The sequence below is a fragment of the Nocardia sp. SSK8 genome, assembly GCF_037034205.1.
Classification (GTDB): domain Bacteria; phylum Actinomycetota; class Actinomycetes; order Mycobacteriales; family Mycobacteriaceae; genus Nocardia.
The window spans coordinates 129,638-151,004 of the sequence record NZ_JBAGKD010000015.1; the positions used below are offsets into that span (position 1 = coordinate 129,638).

The 21,367-nt window shown below is 70.1% G+C and carries 22 protein-coding genes and 1 pseudogene; 7 read left to right on the forward strand and 16 right to left on the reverse strand.

Annotated features, from left to right (window positions below; all coding sequences use genetic code 11):
- The first annotated feature begins 101 nt into the window (after nucleotides 1–101).
- Complete coding sequence (locus WA675_RS24235; RefSeq protein ID WP_336087458.1) at nucleotides 102–584, forward strand: cation:proton antiporter regulatory subunit; 483 nt, start codon at nucleotides 102–104, stop codon at nucleotides 582–584.
- Nucleotides 585–598: 14 nt separating this feature from the next.
- Here WA675_RS24235 and WA675_RS24240 read toward each other — a convergent pair whose 3' ends face one another.
- A complete protein-coding gene (locus WA675_RS24240) occupies nucleotides 599–889 on the reverse strand; it encodes a hypothetical protein (protein WP_336087460.1) in 291 nt (96 codons plus the stop codon).
- A 564-nt stretch (nucleotides 890–1,453) separates the two neighbouring features.
- On the opposite strand from WA675_RS24240, the gene WA675_RS24245 reads away from it, so the two are divergent.
- Both WA675_RS24245 and WA675_RS24250 read left to right on the forward strand, forming a co-directional pair.
- The gene (locus WA675_RS24245; protein WP_336087462.1) at nucleotides 1,454–1,786 is read left to right on the forward strand and encodes an SAM-dependent methyltransferase; all 333 of its coding nucleotides are present in this window, start codon (nucleotides 1,454–1,456) and stop codon (nucleotides 1,784–1,786) included.
- 210 nt (nucleotides 1,787–1,996) lie between these two features.
- Nucleotides 1,997–2,716, forward strand: coding sequence for a GNAT family N-acetyltransferase (locus tag WA675_RS24250; protein WP_336087464.1), 720 nt, complete (start codon nucleotides 1,997–1,999; stop codon nucleotides 2,714–2,716).
- 6 nt (nucleotides 2,717–2,722) lie between these two features.
- On the opposite strand, the gene WA675_RS24255 is transcribed toward WA675_RS24250, so the two are convergent.
- Nucleotides 2,723–3,571, reverse strand: a complete 849-nt coding sequence (locus WA675_RS24255) for an alpha/beta fold hydrolase (protein WP_336087466.1) — start codon at nucleotides 3,569–3,571, stop codon at nucleotides 2,723–2,725.
- Nucleotides 3,572–3,596: 25 nt separating this feature from the next.
- Nucleotides 3,597–4,853: an aspartate kinase gene (locus WA675_RS24260; RefSeq protein ID WP_336087468.1), complete on the reverse strand. Its 1,257-nt coding sequence runs from the start codon at nucleotides 4,851–4,853 to the stop codon at nucleotides 3,597–3,599.
- A gap of 204 nt (nucleotides 4,854–5,057) precedes the next feature.
- Between WA675_RS24260 and WA675_RS24265 the strand changes: the two genes are divergently transcribed.
- Entirely contained in the window at nucleotides 5,058–6,176 is a 1,119-nt protein-coding gene (locus WA675_RS24265) for a homoserine dehydrogenase (RefSeq protein WP_336087470.1), read from the forward strand.
- Nucleotides 6,177–6,394: 218 nt separating this feature from the next.
- Here the strand turns inward: WA675_RS24265 and WA675_RS24270 are convergent, their stop codons facing one another.
- Nucleotides 6,395–7,282 (reverse strand): alpha/beta fold hydrolase, encoded by an 888-nt coding sequence (locus WA675_RS24270; RefSeq protein ID WP_336087472.1) that lies wholly within the window; start codon nucleotides 7,280–7,282, stop codon nucleotides 6,395–6,397.
- Nucleotides 7,283–7,373: 91 nt separating this feature from the next.
- On the opposite strand from WA675_RS24270, the pseudogene WA675_RS27450 reads away from it, so the two are divergent.
- Nucleotides 7,374–7,538 (forward strand): annotated as a pseudogene (locus tag WA675_RS27450) (TetR family transcriptional regulator); the annotation flags it as partial.
- A 483-nt stretch (nucleotides 7,539–8,021) separates the two neighbouring features.
- On the opposite strand, the gene der reads toward WA675_RS27450, so the two are convergent.
- The 12 genes from der to WA675_RS24335 form a co-directional block, all read right to left on the reverse strand.
- On the reverse strand, nucleotides 8,022–9,440 hold the full coding sequence (der, locus tag WA675_RS24280; protein WP_336087476.1) for a ribosome biogenesis GTPase Der: 1,419 nt from the start codon (nucleotides 9,438–9,440) through the stop codon (nucleotides 8,022–8,024).
- Complete coding sequence (gene cmk, locus WA675_RS24285; RefSeq protein ID WP_336087507.1) at nucleotides 9,437–10,141, reverse strand: (d)CMP kinase; 705 nt, start codon at nucleotides 10,139–10,141, stop codon at nucleotides 9,437–9,439. The genes der and cmk overlap by 4 nt, the downstream gene beginning before the upstream one ends.
- 38 nt (nucleotides 10,142–10,179) lie before the next feature.
- Nucleotides 10,180–11,475: a pseudouridine synthase gene (locus WA675_RS24290; RefSeq protein WP_336087479.1), complete on the reverse strand. Its 1,296-nt coding sequence runs from the start codon at nucleotides 11,473–11,475 to the stop codon at nucleotides 10,180–10,182.
- 8 nt (nucleotides 11,476–11,483) lie between these two features.
- Complete coding sequence (scpB, locus tag WA675_RS24295; RefSeq protein WP_336087481.1) at nucleotides 11,484–12,140, reverse strand: SMC-Scp complex subunit ScpB; 657 nt, start codon at nucleotides 12,138–12,140, stop codon at nucleotides 11,484–11,486.
- Nucleotides 12,141–12,210: 70 nt separating this feature from the next.
- The gene (locus tag WA675_RS24300; protein ID WP_336087483.1) at nucleotides 12,211–13,083 is read right to left on the reverse strand and encodes a segregation and condensation protein A; all 873 of its coding nucleotides are present in this window, start codon (nucleotides 13,081–13,083) and stop codon (nucleotides 12,211–12,213) included.
- Entirely contained in the window at nucleotides 13,080–13,913 is an 834-nt protein-coding gene (locus WA675_RS24305) for a ParA family protein (RefSeq protein WP_336087508.1), read from the reverse strand. Before WA675_RS24305 ends, WA675_RS24300 begins: the two co-directional genes overlap by 4 nt.
- Nucleotides 13,914–14,157: 244 nt before the next feature.
- Complete coding sequence (gene xerD / locus WA675_RS24310; RefSeq protein ID WP_336087485.1) at nucleotides 14,158–15,081, reverse strand: site-specific tyrosine recombinase XerD; 924 nt, start codon at nucleotides 15,079–15,081, stop codon at nucleotides 14,158–14,160.
- A gap of 72 nt (nucleotides 15,082–15,153) precedes the next feature.
- Entirely contained in the window at nucleotides 15,154–15,816 is a 663-nt protein-coding gene (locus WA675_RS24315) for an NUDIX hydrolase (RefSeq protein WP_336087487.1), read from the reverse strand.
- 15 nt (nucleotides 15,817–15,831) lie between these two features.
- Nucleotides 15,832–17,553 carry a CTP synthase gene (locus tag WA675_RS24320; protein WP_336087489.1) on the reverse strand — a complete coding sequence of 574 codons (1,722 nt, stop codon included), beginning with the start codon at nucleotides 17,551–17,553 and terminating at the stop codon, nucleotides 15,832–15,834.
- A gap of 128 nt (nucleotides 17,554–17,681) precedes the next feature.
- On the reverse strand, nucleotides 17,682–18,623 hold the full coding sequence (locus WA675_RS24325) for a copper transporter (protein ID WP_336087509.1): 942 nt from the start codon (nucleotides 18,621–18,623) through the stop codon (nucleotides 17,682–17,684).
- Nucleotides 18,620–19,819, reverse strand: a complete 1,200-nt coding sequence (gene steA, locus WA675_RS24330) for a putative cytokinetic ring protein SteA (RefSeq protein ID WP_336087491.1) — start codon at nucleotides 19,817–19,819, stop codon at nucleotides 18,620–18,622. Before steA ends, WA675_RS24325 begins: the two co-directional genes overlap by 4 nt.
- Before the next feature lie 49 nt (nucleotides 19,820–19,868).
- On the reverse strand, nucleotides 19,869–20,333 hold the full coding sequence (locus tag WA675_RS24335; RefSeq protein ID WP_336087492.1) for a MarR family winged helix-turn-helix transcriptional regulator: 465 nt from the start codon (nucleotides 20,331–20,333) through the stop codon (nucleotides 19,869–19,871).
- Nucleotides 20,334–20,448: 115 nt separating this feature from the next.
- Between WA675_RS24335 and WA675_RS24340 the strand changes: the two genes are divergently transcribed.
- The gene (locus WA675_RS24340) at nucleotides 20,449–20,886 is read left to right on the forward strand and encodes an SgcJ/EcaC family oxidoreductase (protein ID WP_336087493.1); all 438 of its coding nucleotides are present in this window, start codon (nucleotides 20,449–20,451) and stop codon (nucleotides 20,884–20,886) included.
- A 46-nt stretch (nucleotides 20,887–20,932) separates the two neighbouring features.
- On the forward strand, nucleotides 20,933–21,352 hold the full coding sequence (locus WA675_RS24345; protein WP_336087494.1) for an SRPBCC family protein: 420 nt from the start codon (nucleotides 20,933–20,935) through the stop codon (nucleotides 21,350–21,352).
- Nucleotides 21,353–21,367 lie beyond the last annotated feature (15 nt).

The window sequence follows — 21,367 nt, forward strand, 5'->3', positions numbered from 1 at the left end:
GAAATCGCCGAATGCGCCTGCGCGCGGATAACTCTTCGACACCACCCGGCCGTCGAACTGTGACCACCCTACGTCCATTTTGTCCGGTTACAGTGGACGGTGTGCAGATCGACGTGACGCCACTGCCCGGCGTGGGGGTACGCAAGGATTTCGCGGCACGCAAGGGCGGGCGCCGCATCGGGATCGTCGAGCGCCGCGACGGCACCGTCGACCTGCTCGTCGGGCGGCCGGGCGACCCGGAGGTCACCGAACAGATCACGCTGTCCGCCGACGAGGCAGCGGCGCTGGCGAGCCTGCTCGGCGCACCCCAGGTGGTCGCCCAGCTCGAGGCCGAGCATCGCGAGTTCGACGGCGTGCGCACCCGGCAGTTCCCGGTCGGCGCCGGTTCACCCTACGACGGGCGCACCCTCGGCGAGACGCGCCTGCGCACTCGCACCAAGGCCTCGATCGTGGCGGCGATGCGCACCGGCGCGGTGATCGCCTCGCCCGGGCCGGAATTCCCGATCACGGCGGGCGATGTGCTGATCGTGGTCGGTTCCACCGAGGGCCTCGATGCCGCCGCGCGGATTCTGCGCGACGGCTGAGACGTCCCTGGCCACTACCGGTGCCGCACCGCCCAGACGGTGACGGCGCTCCACTGCACCAGGCGCGCCGCGGCGGCCATATAGAAGACGTAGGCCAGCAGGACCAGCGGCGCCCCGTAGTCGCCGGTCCAGTCGCCCAGGCGCACCGCGGCGATGATGCCGAGGCCCAGCAGGACCATGCCCAGGAGCAGACCCGGCATCGCGAGCGGGGTGAGCGGCGATTCGGCGGCCGGATTCGCGGTGACGCGGCGATCTCGGCCGGTAACTGGCAGATTGCTATTGGAGTCGAAATACATGCTGCTCATAACCATGCGGCCCCTTCCGGACGGCCGTATCGACACGGCCGGTAGGTGATCACTGCCGATCCCCTGTGGTGCGTTCGTGACGGAAGATCCACTTCGACCTGCCGTTGATCACAAACGGTTAACGTTCAGCAATTACGAGCGTGCCACCCGAACCGGACGAAAGACACCTACTGTGATCTGCATCACATAGAACATACGTGCGACACGAAGTGATAACGAGACAGCCTCTCCCCGGGAACACGGCTCGGAACTGGCGAAACAGGCGAACAACTGGACGTTTGCTCAACGAACTGTCACGATTGTGATTTATCGAACCGTTATGGCTCTGACGTGCGAAAACAGGCCGAGAACACCGGCCGTTACAGAGTTAGCCAACCGACGCACCCGTACCGGCAGTTCCCGCGTATCGATATCGGAATCGACACGCCCAGAACAGCTTTCGCGGGTGCAGCCGTTCCGAAACCCTGCCGGGACCCCGGAGTTCTCCTACGATGGGCGGCGGCACGCACCAGCACAGCGGGAGGGGCGGTCGGCGACCACTTCAAGCAGAATCTGCCCGGCTCGGTGGCCATCGCCGTCACCAACCGCCAGGCCCTCACCCGCGCGGTGCGTGAGATGGCCGCCGAACAGGTCCCGGTGGGCAGCGCCGTGTTCATCTCGCACTTCCGCTCGGGGGACAATCCCGAGACCGTGGCGGCCGAGACCACCTTGCAATCGACCTTCGGGCGCGGCCGCTGGCGCTCCGGCGCGGAGATCGAGGCGCTCTTCGGCGCGCTCACCCTGACCGCACCCGGGGTGGTCCCGGCCGCGCGGTGGCGGCCGCACGCCGAGGACGCCGACCGGGACCTGTCGGTGTGGGAGGAACTCATCGTGGCGGCCCTCGCCGAGAAGCGGTAGGCGTTTCGTCCGGGTCCACGAAACCGGGAAATTTTCCGGTCCCGACATCTTGTGCGTTCGTGTGGGCGAACGCGGCACGGTCGGCTATCGTCCATCTTGCTTTTTTCGATGCCGCTGGATCGTTCGTGTCGCTTCGCCGCAATCACGTGCCGCGTGAGATCCACGCCTCGTGATTCGGCGACCCTCATCAGACGAAGGACGCCGGTCACCATGCCCGCACCCGTTATCCTCGATGGCCGCATCGTACGGCTGGAACCGCTTGCACCCCACCACGTTCCCGGTCTGGTCGCCGCGGCGGCCGCGCTCGACGGACAAGCCGGGTTCACCATCGTCCCGCACGGTGAACAGGAGGCACGCACCTATGTCTTCCAGGCCGAGGCCGCGCAGCTGGCAGGCACCGCGCTGGCTTTCGCGATTCTCACCAGCGCCGACGACTGTGTCGTCGGCGCCACCCGTTTCACCCGGCTCGACTACTGGCAGGGCCCGCTGACCTGGCCGTTATCGGCCGAGCCGGTGTCCGCGCTGCCCGGCGGCGCGATTCCCGACGCCGTCGAGATCGGCAATACCTGGCTGGTGCCCGCGGTGCGCGGTGGCCAGGTGAACCTCGAATCCAAGCTGCTGCTGCTCACCCACGCCTTCGAGAGCTGGGCGGTGCGGCGGGTGAGCCTGCGTGCCGACGCCCGCAACCAGCGCTCCCGCACCGCGATCGAACGCCTGGGCGCGGTGTGTGACGGTGTGCGCCGGGCACATTCGCGCGGGCTCGACGGCGCGGTGCGCGATACCGCGTTCTACTCGATCCTGCACGACGAGTGGTGTGGCGTGCGGGCGCGCATCGCCGAGCAGCTGGCGGCGCGGGCCGCGGTGGGGCCCGCGCCACTCATCCCGGCCACTGCCGCGGCCCTGCGACCGCTGGTGTATCCGCACCGCTGAACCCGGTCAGCGGCGGGTGGACTCGATCCGCTCGGCGACGATCCCGGCCAGCTCGGCCGGGCGTTCCTCGGGCAGCCAGTGCGAGGCGCCGTCGAGCACCACCAGCCGGTAGTCACCGCGCACATACCGTCCGGCGAGTTCGGCGCCGCGGCGGCTCAGCGCGGTGTCACCGGAGCTCCACACATGGGTCACCGGCACCTCGACCGGGCCCAGCGGGCCACCGAACCCGCCGAGCGGCAGCGCGCGATACCAGTTCAGGCCGCCGGTGAGCGCGCCGCCGTCGACGATCTCGGCGCGCACCCGCTCGATCGACTCGTCCGGCATCCCGGTCGAGGCCAGCACCCGCCGCAGGAACGCGGGCCGGGTGCGCAGCAGGTATTCCGGCAGGGCGGGCAGCTGGAACAGGCCCATGTAGTACGAGCGCAGCAGCTGATCGCTCGAGGTCAGCGAGCGCAGGAACGCGCCGGGATGCGGCACCGAGATCGTGACCAGCGAGCTGACCAGCTCGGGGTGGTTCGCCGCGACCACCCAGGCGACCATGGCACCCCAGTCGTGCCCGACCAGGTGCACCGGGCCGCGACCGATCACCTCGATCAGCGCGACGATGTCCCCGGACAGTTCGGACAGGCGGTAGGCCCGCCGTCCGCGCGGCCGGGCGCCCGGGGAGTAGCCGCGCTGATCGGGGGCGACGGTGCGGTAGCCGCGGTCGGCGAGCAGGCCGGTCAGCGCCGCCAGCGAGCTGCTGGTCTGTGGAAAGCCGTGCAGGGCAACGACAACGGGCCCGTCGAGCGGGCCCGCGTCGACCACGTCGAAGGCGAGCCCGGCGCGGGTGTAGGTGGTGATCCGTGTGCCCATGTGCCCGATTATGCCCGTGCCGCGCTCACCGGCCGGTACCGCCGTGCACCACCGCGACCTCGGTGCCACCCAGGTCGAAGGCACGGTGCAGGACCTGCACCGCGTCGTCGAGGTCGGTGTCGCGGACCAGCACCGAGATGCGGATCTGGGAGGTGGCGATGAGGTCGAGGTTGATGCCCGCCGCGGCCAGCGCCTCGCAGAAGGTCGCGGTGACGCCGGGGTGGTTCTTCATGCCCGCGCCGATCAGCGACACCTTGCCGACCCGGTCGTCGTAGCGCACGTCGGCGAAGCCGATCTCGGCGCGGCGGCTGCGCAGCAGCGCGACCGCGCGGGCGCCGTCGGCGGCGGGCAGGGTGAAGGTGATGTCGGTGCGGCCGGTACCGGTGTTCTGTACCACCATGTCGATGCCGATCTCGGCGTCGGCCACCGCGCGGAACACCTTGGCGGCGTAGCCCGGTTCGTCGGGCAGGCCGACCACGGTCACCTTGGCCTCGTTGCGGTCGTGCGCGACACCGGTGAGCACGGCCTGAGCAGCGGGGATATCGGCCATCGAGCCGTGCACGGTGGTGCCGATCCCCTCGGTGTAGGACGAGCGCACGTGCACCGGAACGTCGTAGCGGCGCGCGTATTCCACGCAGCGCAGCATCAGCACCTTGGAGCCACAGGCCGCCATCTCCAGCATCTCCTCGTAGGAGATCCGGTCGAGTTTCTGCGCGTCGGCGACGATGCGCGGGTCGGCGGTGAACACGCCGTCGACATCGGTGTAGATCTCGCAGACATCGGCTTTCAGCGCCGCGGCCAGGGCGACGGCGGTGGTGTCGGAGCCGCCGCGGCCCAGGGTGGTCACGTCGCGGCTGTCCTGGCTGACGCCCTGGAACCCGGCGACCAGCACGATCTCGCCGTCGTCGAGCGCGCGCCGCACCCGGCCCGGGTCCACCTCGATGATCTTGGCGTTGCCGTGCGCGCCGGTGGTGATGACCCCGGCCTGCGACCCGGTCAGCGACCGGGCGTCGGCGCCGAGTGAGTGAATGGCCATGGCCACCAAGGCATTCGAGATGCGTTCACCGGAGGTGAGCAGCATGTCCATCTCGCGCGGTGGTGGCGCGGGGGCCACCTGGCCCGCCAGCTCGAGCAGCTCGTCGGTGGTGTCGCCCATCGCCGAGCACACCACGACCACGTCGTTGCCCTGCTTCTTGGTCTCCACGATCCGCTCGGCGACCCGGCGGATGCGCTCCGCCGTGGCGACCGATGAGCCGCCGAATTTCTGTACCACCAAGGCCATTGACGTCGTCCTCTCCCCTGCTCGCCCGCGTGCGATCCGCGGGTGACCCTTTCGAGTATCCAGGCAAACCGGACACAACCGGGGAGATTGGTGCGCGAAAAGGACTGCCGCCGAAGGGATCAGGCCCGGATACTGGCATCTCGGGGGTAGCGCGTGCCCGCGGCGATCCCCGGCTCGGCAGCTCTCGGCGGTTAGGCGAATTCCATGGCTTCACAACTCGGTGTCACTGTTCTCGGCGCGGGCCCGCTGGCCGCCGAGGTCGAACGGATCATCCGGGATACCGGCTCCGACCTGCGCGCCCGCATCGGGGCGCGGCTGGTGTTCGACACGGTGAGCCCCGATCTGGCAGTCGACGCGAGCGAGTCGGCGCGGGCGTCCGCGCCGGTCCTGGACGCGCTGCGCGCGGGACGCTCGGTGATCACGGCGAACGCGCACACGGTGGCCCGGCACGGGTACGCGCTGACGGCGGCCGCCGAACAGCACCGCGGCGACCTGTATTTCGAGGCGGCGGTGGGCGGTGGGGTGCCGGTGGTCCGGCCGCTGACCCAGTCGCTCGCGGGCGACCGGGTCCGCCAGGTGCTCGGCGTATTCCCCCATCGCGACGACGATCGCACCGTCGCCCAGGCCGCGATCCTGGCTACGCTGGCCTTCCACACCCGGGTGGAGCCGGAGGAGGTGCACCGCGTGCCCTCGGGTCCGGTCTCCGCGCACGATCTGGCGGCCGCCGAATCGCTGTCACTGCGCCTGCGCCCGCTCACGGTGTGCACGCTGGTCAGCGAGCCGCCCGGGCCGGAACACGGTGGCAAGGAAGGAATCTCGGTGCGGGTCTCCCCCGCCCTGCTCCCCGCCGAGCACCCGCTGGCCCACCTGGATCCGGCGGTCAGCGCGGTCTCGGTGACCGCCGAGGGCGCCGGGCACCTCGTCTTCTCCGGCCCCGCCGACATCCCCGCGACCGCCTCGGCCCTGCTCGGCGACCTGGTCACCGCCGCCCGCGACCGCGTCCACGGCGCCCGCGCCCCCCGCCCCTCCACCTACGCCGAACTCCCCCTGGCACCCCTCGGCGACACCCCCACCCGCTACTACCTGAACCTCCACGTCACCGACCACGCCGGTGCCCTCGCCCAGGTCGCCACCCTCTTCGCCGACAACGGCGTCGGCATCGCCCGCGTCCGCCAGGAACTCCACGACACCGACGCCCACCTCATCGTCCTGACCCACCGCGCCCCCGAATCCGCCCTGACCGACACCGTCGACGCCCTCACCGACTCCCCCTGCGTCCGCGCGGTCACCACCCGCTGGCGCGTCGAAGGCACCGACGACTGACCGCGAGAGCTGTCACCCACTCCTTCGCGCGGCGCGTCGAGGGCTACCAGCGGGCGATGGCCGACCGCCAGCGAACACGTCTACGCCGAACTGTTCGACGAACACGGCACCCGCACCGACCACCTGCGCTGACGGCGCGTCCGGGGGAACAGGCGGCGGGCGACCGGCGGCGGCGCATCGTGCGGGGCGGACATCCCGGTGGGGGACGCTCGCTGTGGTCAGTCGCCGTGGCGGACGTCGGTCGGTTCGTAGCGGGCGGTGAAATCGAGGATGCGGGGGACGATCGCCTCCGGAATGGCGTGGAACAGGCCGTGGCCTTCGCCGGGGAAGATCACCACCTCGCAGCGCGGGAGGTTCTCGCGCAAGCGCTGTTGGGCGAGGACCGGGTCGACGACCAGGGATTCGGCGCCGAGCATCACCAGGGTGGGGGTGGTGATGGTGGCCAGGCGTTCGTCGGTGAACAGCTTCGGATAGCCGATGGACGGGTGGTAGCCCAGTGCCGCTTTGACGCCGTCGAATTCCGCGTCGCTGAGGGTGACGCCAGGATTCATCCGGGCGTTCATCGCGCGCAGGTTCTTGTCGGTCGGGCGCGCGCCGACCCGGATCATCATCCACAGCAGGCTCCACTTGATCTTGGTGAGCGTGCCGCTCGGCTCGATGACGGTCAGGCTGGCCAGTCGGCGCTGCTGGGTGGTGGCGATGACCAGCGCCTCCCACGCGCCCTGCGAATAGCCGACCAGGTGCACCCGATCGGCGCCGAGACCGTCCAGGACCTCACCCAGCCAGGTACCGAACCCGGACTCGTCGAGCGGGGCGGTCTGCACGCTGAGGCCGGGTGTGCCGATCATCTCGGGCATATGGACGACGTGCCCGGGCGCGAAGTCCTCGATCACGTGGTTCCAGGCCAGGCTGTTGCCGCCCATCGAATGCAGCAGCACGATCGGAATCCCCGTACCCGAGCCCGCGGTGCGCACCCGGGTGCTGCCGAAGGACGTGGGGATGTCGACCGTGGTCGACGGGACCGGCATCTCCTGCTCGAGTGCGCGATAGGCACGCAGGTACTCCTCGCGCGCCTTGTCGTTCTTGAATCGCCCGATCTTGGCCATGACCACCCCTGAATCTCGTTGGTGATATGACCGTACCACATAAGTGATATGGGCGTACCATGAAGACCTCGCCGGACAGAAGGAGACCGCAGTGCCACGCTTGGCCGATCACGAGGAACGGCGCGGCGCCATCACCGGTGCCGCCCGGCGGGTCATCGCGCGGGGCGGACTCGACGCGGCGACCTTTCAGTCCGTCGCCGCCGAGGCGGGAGTCTCGGTGCGGTCGGTGCAGTACTACTTCGGCACCAAGCGCGAGTTCCTGCTGGCCACCCACCGCGCGGTGGTCGCCGATGCCGGTGCCCGGCTGCATCGGGCGCTGGGCGAGCTCGGTCCCGGCGCGGGCCCGCGCGAGATCGTGCGCGCGGTGCTGCTCGGGCTGCTCCCGCTCGATGAGCCGAGCCGGGAGAACGCGGTGATCCTCGGCATCTTCCACGCCGCGACCCTCACCGGCCCGCACCTCGAATCCGCGGACACCGCCGAGACCCCCACCTACATCGTGGACGCGGTCGCCGCCCAGCTGCGCGCCCTGCGCGGGCCCGCGGCCGACGAGTCGATCGTGCGCGCCGATGCCGAGGTGACGCTGATCGCCGTCGCGGGGCTGGCCCAGGGCATGCTCACCGACGCGGGCCTGGCCGCGCGCGCGACCGCGCTGGTCGACCATCTGCTCGACCGCGTGATGGGCACCGGAAACGCGAACGAGCCCCGGGCACAGGGCCCGGGGCTCGCGACGGCATAACGCCTACTTCTTGCGGTCCTTCTTCTCGCGCACGCGCACCGAGATGCGCACGGGCGAGCCGTCGAAGCCGAATTCCTCACGCAGGCGGCGCTCCAGGAATCGGCGGTAGCCCGCCTCCAGAAAACCGGTGGTGAACAGCACGAACGTCGGCGGGCGCGTGCCCGCCTGGGTGGCGAACAGGACGCGGGGCTGGCGGCCGCCGCGCATCGGCGGCGGGGTGGCCGCGATGACTTCCTTGAGCCAGGTGTTCAGGCGACCGGTGGAGATGCGCTTGTCCCAGGACTCGAGCGCGGTCTCCATCTGCGGCACCAGCTTCTGCACCGCGCGGCCGGTATGGGCGGAGATATTGACCCGCTGGGCCCACGGCACCCGCACCAGATCGCGATCGATCTCGCGCTCGAGGATGTAGCGGCGGTCCTCGTCGACCAGGTCCCACTTGTTGAACGCCAGCACCAGCGCGCGGCCGGACTCGGCGACCAGGCTGATCACCCGCAGGTCCTGCTCGGTGATCGGCACCGAGGCGTCGATCAGCATGATCGCCACCTCGGAGGCTTCCAGCGCCGACTTCGTCCGCAGCGAGGCGTAGAACTCGGTGCCCGAGGCATTGGACACCTTGCGGCGCAGACCGGCGGTGTCGACGAACTTCCACACCTTGCCGCCGAGCTCGACCAGCGAGTCGACCGGGTCGACGGTGGTGCCCGCGACATCGTGGACCACCGAACGCTCGTCGCCCGAGAGCTTGTTGAGCAGGCTGGACTTGCCGACATTCGGCTTGCCGACCAGGGCCACGCGCCGCGGTCCGGCCACGCCGGTGCCCTCGCGCGGGGTTTCCGGCAGGGCGCTGAGCACGTCGTCGAGCAGGTCGCCGGTGCCGCGGCCGTGCGCGGCCGAGACCATGCGCGGCTCACCCAGACCCAGCGACCACAGGCTGGCCGCCTCGAGTTCGACCTTCTGGTCGTCGACCTTGTTGGCCACCAGGATCACCGGGATCTTGGAGCGGCGCAGCTTGCGCACCGCGGCCTCGTCGGTGGCGGTGGCGCCGACGGTCGCGTCGACCACGAGCAGGATCGCGTCGGCGGTCTCCATGGCGACCTCGGCCTGGCGGGCGACGTGCTGCTGCAGGCCCTTGGCGTCGGGTTCCCAACCGCCGGTGTCCTGCACCAGGAATCGGCGCCCGGCCCAGCTCGCCTCGTAGGAGATGCGGTCGCGGGTGACGCCGGGGATGTCCTCCACGACGGCTTCGCGGCGGCCGAGAATGCGGTTCACCAGGGTCGACTTGCCCACGTTCGGGCGCCCGACCACGGCGAGGGTCGGCATGGCGAGATGTTCGCCGTCCTCCTGCTCACCGTCGAGATCGGCGATCTCCCAGTCGGTTTCGTCGCTCCAGGTGCCGTCTCCGACCAGAACCTCTTCGTCGATCATCGCGACCCTCCTGTCGTGGCCGAAAGCTGCTGGGCCACCACGCGGTAGAGCTCGTCGATGGTCTCGTCCATCGTCAGGTCGCTGGTGTCGACGAGCACCGCGTCGGCGGCGGGGCGCAGCGGCGACACCGTGCGGGTGGAGTCGAGGGTGTCGCGGCGTTGCACGTCGGCCAGCACGGCCGTGTAGTCGTCGCCGCGGCCCTCGCGGATGTTCTGGGCATTGCGCCGCTGGGCGCGCGCCTCCGCGGAGGCGGTGAGGTAGATCTTGGCGTCGGCGCCGGTGAGCACCACGGTGCCGATATCGCGGCCCTCGACCACGATCCGCCCGGCGACCGCGGCGATCTCGCGCTGCAGGGCGACGAGCTGCTCGCGCACCTGCGCCACCGCCGAGACCGCCGAGACGGCCTTGGTGACGGCGTCGCCGCGGATCTCGGCCGAGACGTCCTCGCCGTCGAGCTCGATGACCTCGTGACCGGGATCGGTGCCGATCGACAGCGGCAGCTCGGCCACCGTGGCGGCGATCGCCGCCGGGTCGGCCAGGTCGACGCCCGCGCGCAGCACGCTCAGGGTCGCGACCCGGTACATGGCGCCGGTGTCGAGGTAGCGAGCGTCGAGGCGGGTGGCCAGCCTGCGCGAGACGCTCGACTTGCCGGTGCCCGATGGCCCGTCCATCGCGACGACGAGCGTGCCGTCACCGGCCATCCGGCCGCCGGTGAGTTCCACCGGGAGGTCCACTCCGTTCACAGCTGCACCGCCTCGTAGAGTTTGCCGATCTCGTCGCGGCCGAGCACCCGCAGCGTGCCGGGACGCTGATCACCCAGCGCGACCGGGCCCAGGTGCGTGCGCACCAGGCGGACCACGGGGTGGCCGACCTCGTCGAGCAGCCTACGCACGATGTGCTTGCGGCCCTCGTGCAACACGAGCTTGACCAGCGACCGGCCCTCGTGCGCCTCGAGCAGGACGAACTTGTCGACCTTGGCCGGACCGTCCTCGAGCTCGACGCCGTCGCGCAGGCGCTTGTTGACCAGGCGGTAGTTGACCTCGCCGTTGACGGTGGCCAGGTAGGTCTTGGGCACCTCGAACGACGGGTGCATCAGCCGGTGCGCCATCTCGCCGTCGTTGGTCAGCAGCAGCAGACCCTCGGTGTCGGCGTCCAGGCGACCGACGTGGAACAGGCGCTGACCGGCGGCGATGCGCTCGGCGACGATGTCACCCACGCAGGGACGGCCCAGATCGTCGGACATGGTGGACTGCCAGCCCTTGGGCTTGTTCAGCACCAGGTGCACCAGCTCGTCGCGCACGACCACGCGGGTGCCGTCGACGCGCACGACCGCGTTCTGCGGATCCACCCGCAGGCCCTGCTCGCGCACGATCTTGCCGTCGACCTCGACGCGACCGGCCGCGATCATGTCCTCGGCCGCGCGGCGCGAGGCCACACCGGCCTTGGCGAGCACCTTCTGGAGACGCTCACCCTCGCCCCACGGCAGCTTCTTCGGGCCCTCGGTGGCGTCGGAGTGCTGGTGCCGCGCGGGCTTGGCGTTGTTCAGGATGGTCGGCGCGACCACCTTGCGCTGCGGCTTGGCGGTCTTCTTGCGTGCGGCGGGCGCCTGCGAGGTGGCCGGACGGGCCGTGCCACCCGCGCGGGGCGCGCCGCCCCGCTGACCGCCCGCGCCACCACGCGGGTACCCACCGCGCGGGGCGTCGTCACGCTGGAAGCCACCCGCGGAACCGCGACGCGCGGGCGCCCCGTCACGATGATTGCCACCAGCGGAACCGCCGCGGCCGTCACGGCGGCCCGCCGAGTCACCCTCTCGCTGATATCCGCCGGTAAAGGTACCGCGACGGCCGGTGTCACTGCTGCGCTGGAAACCACCCGCGCCGGTGCCGCGGCGGCCGGGGGCCTCACCACGGGAGCCACCCTGCCCGGTGCGCGCACTGCCGCCGCGGGGAGCCGCGGTCCGGTTCGCGCCACTACGGGGCTGGTCGCTGCGATTTCTTCGATCCGGTGTGCCATCTCGGCGAGCGGAATTATTCATCTGTCCTGTCAATCGTCGGTGCCGAGGTCCATGTCGGACTCGGCGGGTTTTTTCAGCCTGGTGAACCGGGGGTCGGTCTCCAGGCTCTCGCTGATCTCGTCGATCAGATCGACGCCGGGAAGCAGCGGCGCCAGCGGGGGCAGGTCGCCCAGGGAGGCGAGCCCGATCCGTTCGAGGAACAACTCGGTGGTGCGATACAGCGTGCCGTTGGTCTCCGGGTCCTGACCCGCTTCCGCGATCAAGCCCCTGGCCAGCAGCGTGCGCATCACTCCGTCGACGTTCACCCCGCGAACCGCGCTGACCCTGGTGCGGGTCACCGGCTGGCGATAGGCCACCACCGCCAAGGTTTCCAAGGCGGCCCGGGTCAATTTCGTCCGGGCCCCGTCGAGCAGTACCCGCTCGACATAGGGCGCGTACTGCTGTCGAGTATAGAAGCGCCACCCGTCACCGACGAAACGCAGGTCGATCCCGCTGCCCCGCGCGGACAGCTCGGCCGACATCGCGCGCAGCACCTGCTCGACCCGCTCGGTGCTGTCGTCCAGGGCCGCTGCCAGCTGTTCTGCCGGGGCGGGCGCGTCGACGACGAGCAACATCGCCTCCAGCGCCGCCCGCAGTTCGTCGTCGTCGAGCGGCTCGGAGGTGAATTCCACCACTGTCTCCGTCATGCTGTTCCTCCTCGGGTGATCGGGAGCCCTCCGTGGTTCCGCTCCGCTGCCGCCTCCGGGCTCGACCCGATCACCCGTAGTCCTCCTCGAAAGTCAGCGCCGCCGCCTCGGCATCCGGGTCGATCTCGCCCAGCCAGCTCACGGCCAGCGGGCCGAGCGGATCGGGCTGGTCGAAGGCGATGGTCTTACCGCGGTAGAGCTCGAGCAGCGCCAGGAACCGGGCGACGATCTCGACCGGGACCGTGCAGTCGGCGACGATCTCGGCGAAGGTGGTCCAGCCGCCGGGCCCGCGCTCCTTGAGCAGCGCCAGCACCAGCTCGGCCTGTTCGGCCACCGAGATGGTGTGCATGTGCAGGTGGCCCAGGCCCACCTCGGCGACCGGGCGGGGCCGGAAGGCGGCCGCGGCGATCTCGGCGAAGGCGGCGATGTCGACGCCGAGGGTCACCTCGGGCAGCAGGCCCTCGAACTGTTCCTCGAGCGCCACCGAGCGCGGGTACCGGCGCAGGGCGGCGGCCTCTAGTTCGCCGAGCAGCTCGGCGACCTGCTTGAACGCCCGGTACTGCAGCAACCGGGCGAACAGCAGGTCGCGCGCGTCCAGCAGTTCCAGATCGTCGGCGTCGGTCATCTCGCCCGAGGGCAGCAACCGGGCCGCCTTCAGATCGAGCAGGGTCGCCGCGACCACCAGGAACTCCGTGGTCTGGTCGAGGATCTTGTCCGCGCGCAGCTTCGTGTTCTCGGCCAGCTCGGCCGTGAGCGCCTTGGTGTAGGCGATGAATTCGTCGGTGACCTGGTGCAGCGCCACTTCGGTGACATCGAGTTTGCGCGAACTGATCAGCGTGAGCAGCAGATCGAACGGCCCCTCGAAATTCGCCAGCTTCAGCTGAAAGCCGGTCGGGGCAGGGTCTTCGGGTACAGCGGGCACCGCGGGTGAAGCGTCGATCACCGGCCCGACCGGTGGATGACCTCGCGAGCCATGGCCCGATACGATTCCGCGCCCGCGGATTTCGGCGACCAGGTGGTGATCGGCTCACCGGCCACGCTGGCGTCGGGGAAGCGCACGGTGCGCGAGATGGCGGTGTCGTAGACCAGATCGCCGAACACCTCGACCACGCGCGACATCACCTGACGCGAATGCAGCAGGCGCGCATCGAACATGGTGACCACGATGCCGTAGAGGCTCAGCCGCGGGTTGAGCCGGTCGCGCACCTTCTCGACGGTGTCATTGAGCAGCGCGAGGCCGCGCAGCGAGAAGTACTCGCATTCCATCGGAATGATGACACCGTCGGAGCAGGCCAGCGCGTTGACGGTGAGCAGGCCCAGCGAGGGCTGGCAGTCGATGAGGATGTAGTCGTAGCGGTCGCGCACCGAGGACAGCGCCCGGCCCAGCGACTGCTCGCGCCCGACCTCGTTGACCAGCTGGATCTCGGCCGCGGACAGGTCGATATTGCTCGGTAAGAGATCCATGCCGTCGACCTTGGTGGTCTGCAGCACGTCGTCGACCTTGGCCTTGCCGCCGATGAGCAGGTTGTGCACGGTGAGTTCGAGGTCGTGGTGCGCCACGCCGAGCCCGGCCGAGAGCGCGCCCTGCGGGTCCAGATCGACCAGCAGCACGCGGCGGCCGTATTCGGCCAGGGCCGCACCGAGATTGATCGTCGAGGTGGTCTTGCCGACCCCGCCCTTCTGGTTGCACATGGCCACCACGAGTGCGTCACCGTGACGCTGTACCCGCGGGGGCTCGGGCACCAGTCGCAGCGGACGCCCGGTCGGCCCCATCTCGGCGACCTCGTCCGATCCACCGTCCCACGGTGTTTCCGCTGTCGTCACGATCCGCTGCTCCTTATACGTATTCCTGCCGGTAACCCCTGTCGAGGGTAGCGAGACCGATTCGGGCCCGGACTCGCTTTCGTACGGTCCAGCTCTGGGGGTAGACGCTACCGCTCGGACCGGTGAGGTACGGCATGGCAACGCCGGGCGTGTTCGCACGATACCCGCTGCGCGCCGACCTGCGCCGATGGATTCATCGCGCGCGCGGGTGCGCGGTGGCCCAGACCTCGCGCAGGGTGCTCACCGTCACCAGGGTGTAGATCTGGGTGGTGGTCACCGAGGCGTGGCCGAGCAGTTCCTGGACGACTCGCACGTCGGCGCCGCCGTCGAGCAGGTGGGTGGCGAAGGAGTGCCGCAGGGTGTGCGGGGAGACGGCGGCGCCGATGCCCGCGCGGTCGGCCGCGGTCTGCAGGACCTGCCAGGCGCTCTGCCGGGACAACCGGCCGCCGCGCGCGTTGAGGAAAAGCGCTCCGGCCGAACCCTTTCCGCTCGCGGCCAGGCTCGGGCGCCCGCGCACCAGGTAGGCGTCGACGGCGGCCAGGGCGGGGCGGCCGATCGGGACCAGCCGCTGCTTGCCGCCCTTGCCGCGCAGTACGACGCAGCGCTGTTCGGCGTCGATGTCGTCCACGTCGAGACCGACCATCTCCGAGATGCGCGCGCCGGTGGAGTACAGCAGTTCCAGCAGTGCCCGATCCCGCAGGCTACGGGGAGCGTCGTCGCCCTCCCCGCCCGCCGCTTCCAGCAGGCGCAGAACCTGGTCGTAGGGCAGCGCTTTGGGCAGTCTGCGGCCGGGCGCGGGGGGTTTCACCGCGTGCGCCACATCGGTGTCGGTGATGCCCTCGGCGGCGGCGAAGCGATGCAGGCCACGCACCGCGATCAGGGCCCTGGCCACCGATCCCGCGGCCAGCGGCGGATGTTCGCCGCCGCCGGAGCGCAGGGCCATGGTGAATTCGGCGACATCGCCCTGGGCGACGACGGCCAGACCCGCGATGCCGCGGCCGTCGAGAAAAGCCTGGTAGCGGGCCAGATCCCGGCGATAGGCGCCGAGGGTGTTGCGGGCGACTCCGCGCTCGACCGTCAGATGGTCGAGGTAGGCGCCGATTTCACGCGCGAGCACGGCGGGTGCCCGGTCGATCCCCGTCGGCCGCGGCGGCAGGTCGCCCTGTCGCGCCGCGAGCCGACGTCGTGGTCACGCGTCGCTGCCGGACGCTGTCGCGCGGGCCTCGTCGGCCTTGCGCCGCAGGAAGGCCGTCGGCTGACCCGGCCACGGCGCGTCGGCCGGGCGCAAGGCCACCCCGCTCGCCTTCGCCGCCGCGTAGGCCAGCACCCCGGCCACGGCGGTCGCGTTCACGATCTCCCCCGCCAGCGCGGCGCGCACGGCCTCGGCCACCGGCATCCGCACGGTTTCCAGGTCGGCTTCCTCGTGTTCGGGGTCGGGCCGCTCGGTCGGGGTGAGACCGGTGGCGACGAACACCCGCAGCGATTCGTCGGTGAACCCGGGCGAGAGCGCCACATCCACCAGCACCGACCAGTCGGCCGCGGCCAGGCCCGTCTCCTCGGCCAGCTCGCGCCGGGCCGCGGTGAGCGGGTCCTCGCCGTCGATGTCGAGCAGCCCGGCGGGCAGCTCGAGCAGCCGGGTGCCCAGCGGATGCCGGTACTGGCGGATCAGCACGATCTCGCCGTTGTCGTCGAGCGCCAGCACCGCGACGGCACCGTGATGCTCGATGACCTCACGTTCGGCGATCCGCCCACCCGGCATCGCGACCTGATCCTGACGCAAAGCCAGGATCGCGCCGCTGTAGAGCACCCGGCTCGACACCGTCTCGAACTCGTGACTACCGGGCGCGCTCATGAACCTCAGCTTCTCTCAGAGTTCCGCGGCCTGCTCCGCGAGCTCTTCCTCGGGAAAGTCTACGGGAAGGCGTTCGGCCAGTTTGTATTTCAAGGCCGCGTTGATCAGCGCCGCGAACAGCGGATGCGGGCGGGTCGGGCGGCTCTTGAGTTCCGGGTGCGCCTGGGTGGCGACGAAGAACGGGTGCACCGAGGCCGGGTACTCCACGAACTCCACCAGGTGCCCGTCGGGCGAGGTGCCCGAGAACACCAGACCGCTCTTGGCGATGGCGTCGCGGTAGGCGTTGTTCACCTCGAACCGGTGCCGGTGCCGCTCGGAGACCTGCTCGGAGCCGTAGGCCTGCGCGACCACCGAGCCCTTTTGCAGGGTAGCCGGGTAGGCGCCCAGGCGCATGGTGCCGCCCAGGTCGGCCGCACCGGCGACGACGTCTTCCTGGTCGGCCATGGTCGAGATGACCGGGTTCTTCGTCTCGGGCTCGAACTCCGCCGAGTTGGCGTCCTCGATGCCCACCGAGCGCGCCGCCTCGATGACCACGCACTGCAGGCCCAGACACAGACCCAGCAGCGGAATGCCCCGGTGCCGCGCGTAGCGGATGGCGCCGAGCTTGCCCTCGATGCCGCGGATGCCGAACCCACCGGGGATCAGCACGGCGTCGACGTCGCGAAGCGCGGCCTGCGCACCGGCCTCGGTCTCGCACTCGTCCGAGGGCACCCAGCGGATGTTCACCTTGGCGCGGTGCGCGAAGCCACCGGCGCGCAGCGCCTCGGTCACCGACAGGTAGGCGTCCGGCAGGTCGACGTACTTGCCGACCAGCGCCACCTCGACGGTCTCGCGCGGGGAGTGCACGCGGTCGAGCAGGTCGCCCCACACGGTCCAGTCCACATCGCGGAACGGCAGGCCGAGCTTGCGCACCACGTAGGCGTCGAGGCCCTCGCTGTGCAGCACCTTCGGGATGTCGTAGATCGACGGCGCGTCCGGGGTGGAGATGCAGGCCTCCACGTCGACGTCGCACATCAGCGCGATCTTGTTCTTGAGCCCCTGCGGCACCTCGCGGTCGCAGCGCAGGATCAGCGCGTCGGGCTGGATACCGATATTGCGCAGCGCGGCGACGGAGTGCTGGGTCGGCTTGGTCTTGAGCTCGCCCGAGGGCGCCAGATACGGCACCAGCGACACGTGCAGGAAGAACACATTGTCGCGGCCCACGTCGTGGCGGATCTGGCGCGCCGCCTCGAGGAACGGCTGGGATTCGATGTCACCGACGGTGCCGCCGATCTCGGTGATCACCACATCCGGCACCTGGCCCTCGAGATCGGGACCCTGCATCGCCATGATGCGGTTCTTGATCTCGTCGGTGATGTGCGGAATGACCTGGACGGTGTCGCCGAGGTACTCGCCGCGACGCTCCTTGGCGATGACCGTCGAATAGATCTGACCGGTGGTGACGTTGGCGTCCTTGGACAGATCGCGATCCAGGAAGCGTTCGTAGTGGCCGACGTCGAGGTCGGTCTCGGCGCCGTCCTCGGTGACGAACACCTCGCCGTGCTGGAACGGATTCATGGTGCCCGGATCGACGTTCAGATACGGGTCGAGCTTCTGCATCGTCACCCGCATCCCGCGCGCGGTCAACAACTGACCGAGGCTGGAGGCGGTGAGACCCTTACCCAACGAGGAGGCGACACCACCGCTCACGAAGATGTGCTTGGTGGCATTTCGAGCCTGATTCCGTGTTTGACCCACGGAACTCCAGCCTAGCAGTACCGCCACCGTGGGAATTCAGCGTGCCGTTTTCGCAGGGGTGTGTCGGGGATCAGGCGGGCCGGGAGTGCCCCGTGAGCCGCCGGTGCCTTTCCGCCGGGGAAGCGGGATCAGCCGGGCATGGCGACCAGGGTGAACGAGGTCGCGGTCGGGGTGGTGCCGTAGCGGCCCGCGCCGCCGGTGAGCTGTTCGGTGAAGGCGAGAGCCGTTGTCACGCGGCCGATTTCGCGGTCGGCGTTGTCGACGGTGGTGACCGTGGTGGACAGCGGGGCCTGGGCGCGGACGAACGCGATCGCGCCGTTGCCCTCGGCGGCGCCCGCCCGGCCGGTCAGCACAGCTCCCACCGCGCGGGCACGGACCGCACCGGTGAATCGGGCGATAGTCGCGCCCTGGCCGGTGTCGGAAACAACACCATTGCCGGTGACCACCACGGCCAGTTGCGCGGGTCGCACGGGGGCGTCACCGTAGGCGAGGAAGCCGCCGCCGCGCAGGGTCTCCAGGGCCAGCGCGAGTTCCTGGGGGGTGCTGCGGGGCTGGTTGGTCGCCGGGTCGAGCAGCAAGGTGAGGCCGAGCAGGTCCCCGGCCATGCTGCCCTGGTCGACGGCGCCGGTGTGCAGCTGGGCGCCCGCGGGGACGATGTTCGTCAGCGCCGAGCGCATCCGATCGCCCTCGCCGGTATCGGTGAAGGCCTCGGTGAGCGCGATCCGGCCGGTCACCGCGGCGCCCGCGGTCTCGAGCGCGCGGCTGACGCCGTCGATGTCGGCGGGATCGGCGTCCGGGGTGCTGAACACCAGCACACTGCGCTCGGCCAGAGTGCCGCCGAGGATGCGGGCGGCCGACCCGGCCACGAACCGGTCGGCGGTGTCGAGCCGGGCGGTGAGCTGCTCGTTCTGCGCGGTCAGCGCGTCGACCTGGCCGCGCAGGTCACCGCGGTCCGACCGCAACCCCGACACCAGATCCGCGGCCAGGGTCTGCGAGCCGAGCACCACCCCGATCGCCAGCGCGAGGAAGATCGCCGCGATCGAGATGGCGTGCTGGCGCATCGAGATCACCGCAACCCCCGCACCCACAGCACGAAGCGATCCCAGTACGCGATCCCCCAGTCCAGCACTTGGGAGCCGTTGCGCGAGGCCAGGATCACCACCACGACGGCCACCAGCGCGGCCAGCACCACCAGCGCCAGCGCCGCCCCGGAGGAGCGCTGCCGGTACAGCGTCGCGACGGCATTGGCGTCGACCAGTTTGGCCCCGACCTTCAGCCGGGTGAGGAAGGTGGCCGGATTGCTGTCGCGGCGGCCGCGATCGAAGAAGTCCTCCAGCGAGGCGGGCGCCCCGGCCAGCACGATCAGCGAGGCCCCGTGGTGATCGGCCAGCATCAGCGCCAGATCCGCCGGTGCCCCCGAGGACGGGAAGGTGGTGGCGCCGATCCCGAGGTCCTGGATGCGCTCGAGGCCCCTGGCGTGCCCGTCGGTGTCGGCGGGCAGGATCATCTCGGCGCCGCAGCGCAGCGTCTCGGTGCTGATCTCGTCGGGCTCGCCCACGATCAGATCCGGGGTGTACTTCTGCTTGCGCAGGGTGTCGGCGCCACGGCCGACACCGATCAGGATCGGCGCGTACTCCTTGATGAACGGCTTGAGCCGCTGCAACTCCTCGAGATGCCCCGGGCCGTCGGCGATCACCACGACGTGCCTGCCACGCAGCTCCAGCTCGATATCGGGCACGCCGATGCCGTCGATGAGCAGCGCGCTCTCGGTGCGGACGAATTCGGTGGTGTTGCCCGCGAAGGCGTCGAGGTGATCGGCCAGGCCGTTGCGGGCCTCGATCATCTTGTCGGCGATGGCCGACTCGTCGAACTCGATGCCCTCCACGAGGACCTCGGGTTCCTTCTTCGTCAGCTTGTCGGCGTAGACGATACCGGCGTCGATCCGGATCTTGGTGCCGTCCTTGATCTTGCCGAACGCGTCGGAGGACACGGTGTCCATCAGCACGATCCCATTGGCCACCAGCACTTCCGGGCCCAGGTTGGGATAGCGGCCGGAGATCGAGGGCGAGGTGTTGATCACCGCGACCACCCCGGCCTCGACCAGCCGGTCGGCGGTATGGCGGTCCAGGTCGGTCTCGTCGAGGACGACCACGTCCCCGGGTCCGACCCGGCGCAACAGCCGCCGGGTGTTCCGGTCCACCCGGGCGATCCCGGTGACACCGGGCAGCGTTTCGGTATTCCTCGACAACAGCGCCGGCATCCTCATGGGCCGATGATGAGCGCAAACCCTCAACCTTTGGTGGAGGCGCGCCGAGTCAGCCCTCCTCGCGCAGGGCCGCCGCCACCTCCAGCGAGGTCGCGTGCAGCCGCTCGAACAGGTCGAGAACCAGCTCGAGCTGCGCGTCGGAGTAGTCATCGAGGGCGGTGGCGAAGCTGCGGGCGAGCAGCTCGTAGTGCGGGGCGATCTCGTCGATCCTGTCCGGGATCGCGCTGACGATCACCCGCCGCCGATCCGCGACATCGTGTTCGCGGCGCACATATCCGGCCGCGAGCAGCCGGTCGACCATCTTCGTCACCGCCCCGGTGGACAGCGCGGTCTGCGCGGCGAGCTCCCCCGCCGTGGCCGGGCCACCCAGGCGCAGCATGTTCAGGCACCGCAGATCGGTGACGTGCAGGCCGAGCTTGTCGGCGACGGCCTGGTGCAGCATCACGCCGTCGGTCGCGCTGCGCTGCGCGGCCACCGTCAGCGCGGCCGCGAGCGCGGCCCTCTTCTCAGACATCCCTTGACACCTTCCGCTCTCTCGGTGATTATCTTCCTAGGTAAGATTATTACCGAAACAGATACTCACCCGATCGACTTCTGACCGTTCGATCCTAGATTCGGGAGCCACGATGATGACCGAGACCCGTGCCGACGAGCAGGCCGTGCGCGCGCTGTTCGCCGCCAATACCGCCGCCTGGGACGCCGGGGACGCGCGCGCCTTCGCCGCGACCTTCACCGACGACGCCGAATACGTCACCTGGTTCGGCCGCCACTACACCGGCCGGGCCGCCATCGAGTCCTCACACGCCGCGCTGTTCACCTCGTACCTGAAGAACTCGCGCCTCGACGGCGAGATCACCCGGCTGCGGTTCCTGACCCCCGATGTCGCGGTGGTCGACGGCCGGGGCGCGCTGCTCAAGGGCAAGCAGACCCGGAACCGGCGCAACACCAAGGACTACGTCTACGTGGCGGTGCGCCAGGCGGGCAGCTGGCGGTTCGCCGCGTTCCACAACACCAAGTACCACTGGTTCTTCGACACCATGGCGGCCAGGTCGGAACGGGCCGCCTGAATACCCGTATGCTGCGGGTCACAGACAATCCGGACAGGAGACATCCATGCCCCGCAGCACCGTCGAGACGGTTTTCGACGCCCCCCGCGATATCGTCTACCGCCTTTTCACCGAGCGCGAGAGCGTCAGCCCGTACCTGCCGGTCACGGTCAAGCTGGTCAAGCAGGGCGACCCGGCCACCGGCGTCGGCGCGCAGTACTCGCTCGGCCTGGGCAAGGTCGTCGTCACCGAGGAGACCACCGCGCTGGTCCCCGGTGAGCGGATGGAGTACAAGATCGTCAAGGGTGCCCCGGTCAAGCGCCACGTCGGCACCGTGACCTTCGCCGACACCAGCTCCGGTGGCACCCGCGTGGTCTACACCATGGACTCCGAGCCCTCGCTGCCCGTGCCCGCGCCGGTGCTCGAGTTCGGGCTGCGCCAGCTCACCAACCAGCTGCTCGGCGGCGTCCGCAAAGCCCTGAAGTAGCGCCGACCGCCGCCC